Annotated in this window: 3 protein-coding genes; all 3 read right to left on the reverse strand. The window is 35.8% G+C overall.

Annotation, left to right across the window (positions count from 1 at the left end; genetic code table 11):
* Positions 1 to 29: 29 nt before the first annotated feature.
* Positions 30 to 197 carry a DUF362 domain-containing protein gene (locus ACW6OJ_RS07910; RefSeq protein ID WP_293425963.1) on the reverse strand — a complete coding sequence of 56 codons (168 nt, stop codon included), beginning with the start codon at positions 195 to 197 and terminating at the stop codon, positions 30 to 32.
* A gap of 323 nt (positions 198 to 520) precedes the next feature.
* The gene (locus ACW6OJ_RS07915) at positions 521 to 1,156 is read right to left on the reverse strand and encodes a redox-sensing transcriptional repressor Rex (protein WP_293425961.1); all 636 of its coding nucleotides are present in this window, start codon (positions 1,154 to 1,156) and stop codon (positions 521 to 523) included.
* Positions 1,157 to 1,285: 129 nt separating this feature from the next.
* Positions 1,286 to 2,737: ABC-F family ATP-binding cassette domain-containing protein (locus tag ACW6OJ_RS07920; protein WP_456096260.1), on the reverse strand; the 1,452-nt coding region annotated here is incomplete at its 5' end.

Genomic DNA, 2,737 nt, shown 5'->3' on the forward strand with positions numbered 1-2,737 from the left:
ACCCTTAAATTCTAAATTTGCTCTTGTTATTATTCTGGCTGAGGAGCATCAACTGGACAAACACCAGCACATGATCCACAATCTATACAAGCTGAACCATCTATAACATAGATATCTCCATCAGTTATACAAGATACTGGACATTCAGCTGCACAAGCACCACAAGCTATACAAGAATCTTTAATTACGTATGCCATTTTTATTTCCTCCTAATTAATTATATTTTATCGATAGCCTTATTATAACAAACTCCCCCTCTTTTTGCAATTGATTTTTTTAAAAAAAATAAAAAAATTTATCTCAGCTTTAGTTTATTGATATTACATACTTTTTTATTTCTAATTTTTAGTAATTTTTTTAATTTTTATCTTAATTGAGAATGATATATCTATAATTATTTATTTTCATTATCAATTAATCCTCTTCTTATCATTAATTTAAAAATGACAAAAAAATATAGGACAAAAGTCGTGCTTCCATCCTATATCTATATTATCTACTTATAAATTCCAATTATAGCCTAGTCTTCTACATTTTCCTTCATTAGGTAAGAAAGAGTGAATAGGCTCTCTGTTAGGTTTACATTCTCTACTATAATATTGCTTGGCACTTCAAGGTCTATTGGGGCAAAGTTCCAAATACCCTTTATGCCTGCCCTAACAAGCTTGTCTGCAACAAGCTGAGCGCCATTTTTTGGTATACATACTATAGCTATATCTACATTATTTTCCCTGACAAATTCCTCTACATTATCTGAGTCCATTATTTCAAAGTCTCTTATCTTTAGACCAATCATCTTTGGATTTGCATCAAATACTGCAATAGTTTCAAATCCAGCTAGCCTAAAACCTGTATAGTTAGTCAAGGCCTGGCCTAGGTTACCAGCACCAATTAAGATTGCACGGTATTTCCTATCTAGCCCAAGTATCTTTCCTATTTCCCTATGAAGGGCCTCTACATTATATCCGTATCCCTGCTGACCAAAGCCACCAAAGTTATTAAGGTCCTGTCTAATCTGAGAAGCTGTAAAGCCTATTATTTCGCTTAATTCTTTTGAAGATATCCTCTGTACATCCTTTGACAGTAGGTCTGCTAAATATCTATAATACTTAGGTAATCTTCTAATTACGGCCATAGAAATATTTTTATTCCCCATTATCGTCCTCCTAGTATCCTATATTTTATAACCTTAAAAGTTAATCCTTGTTAAAAAAAGAGTCAACTCTAGCATTTTACACAATTATAATATATATTATACCTCATATTCGATAAATTTAAAACACTTTTATTCTACTATTTGCTCCCATTTTTCGTATAATTTGGACAAACGCTTCTCTAAATCACTTTTTTCCTGGTTGACCTCCCTAGTGCGCTCTGGACTAGTGTATACCTCTTCCTGACAAAGCATATAGTCTAGACCACCAATTTGCTTTTCTAGTAATTCTATCTCAATTTCTATATCTTTTATTAGCTTTTTGGCCTTATTTTCGTTTTTCTTAAGCTCTTTTTCTCGTCTTCTTTCTTCCTTAATTTGAGTCTTTGTCTTGCTTGGCAGGTCTTCCATCTCTGCCAAATAACTTTTTTCAGACTCCTCTTTCTTCTTATTTTGATAATATTCGTAGTTACCCAAATATTCTTCTATTCCATTCGGCTTAAGTACCAGTATTCTATCAACAACTGTGTTAAGGAAATATCTATCATGCGATATAGTTAGAAGAGTTCCCTCATATTCCTTAAGGGCATCCTCTAGAACTTCTTTTGAATCAATATCTAGGTGGTTTGTTGGCTCGTCTAGCAATAGAAGGTTAGATTTGGAAAGGATCAACTTTAGAATCGCTACCCTGGCCCTTTCTCCACCACTTAGGCTCCTTATGCTCTTAAATACATCCTCGCCCTCAAACAGAAAGGCCCCCAGTAAATTTCTGACCTCCGTCTGAGTCATGTGAGGATTATCATCCCAAACCTCGTCTATTATTGAATTTTCTAGATTTAGAGACTTTTGTTCCTGGTGGAAGTAGGCTATATCTACACCCTGACCAAGCTTATATTCACCCTGGTCCTGACTTTCATCCCCCATTATTATCTTAAAAAGGGTTGACTTACCCACTCCGTTTGGTCCTATTAAGGCCACCTTCTCCCCCCTATAGAGGTCAAAGTCTACACCTTCAAAAAGCTTTCTATCACCAAAGGACTTGCCTAGACCCTGGGCCTTTAGTACATCATTTCCACTGTGGTGTCTAAGAACAAAGTTGAATCTAGCCTTTTTTCTCAGTTCCTGAGGCTTATCTAGCCTGTCTACCTTATCTAGCATTTTTTCTTTAGACCTGGCCCTCTTTAGGTGCTTTTCCCTACCATAGGCCTTGAGTCTTTCGATTGATTCTTCCTGTTTTTTTATATCTCTTTGTTGGTTTTCATACTGCCTAAGTCTTATTTCCCTATTGATCTTAGCCTGCTTCTGGTAGTCTGTGTAATTACCATTATAGCTGGTAAGACGTTTGTTTTCCATTTCGAAAATTCTATTTACGGACTGGTCTAGGAAGTACCTGTCATGGGAAATTATCATTATTGTTTCCCCATAAGACCTTAAAAATGCTTCCAACCATTCTATGGCATCGGCATCTAGGTGGTTGGTAGGCTCATCTAGTAGCAGTAAGGATGGCTTACTAAGAAGGAGTTTTGCTAGTAGTACCCTAGTTTTTTCCCCTCCGGATAGGACATTTACAGGCTTGTTCATTTC

Source organism: Peptostreptococcus sp. (assembly GCF_977045075.1).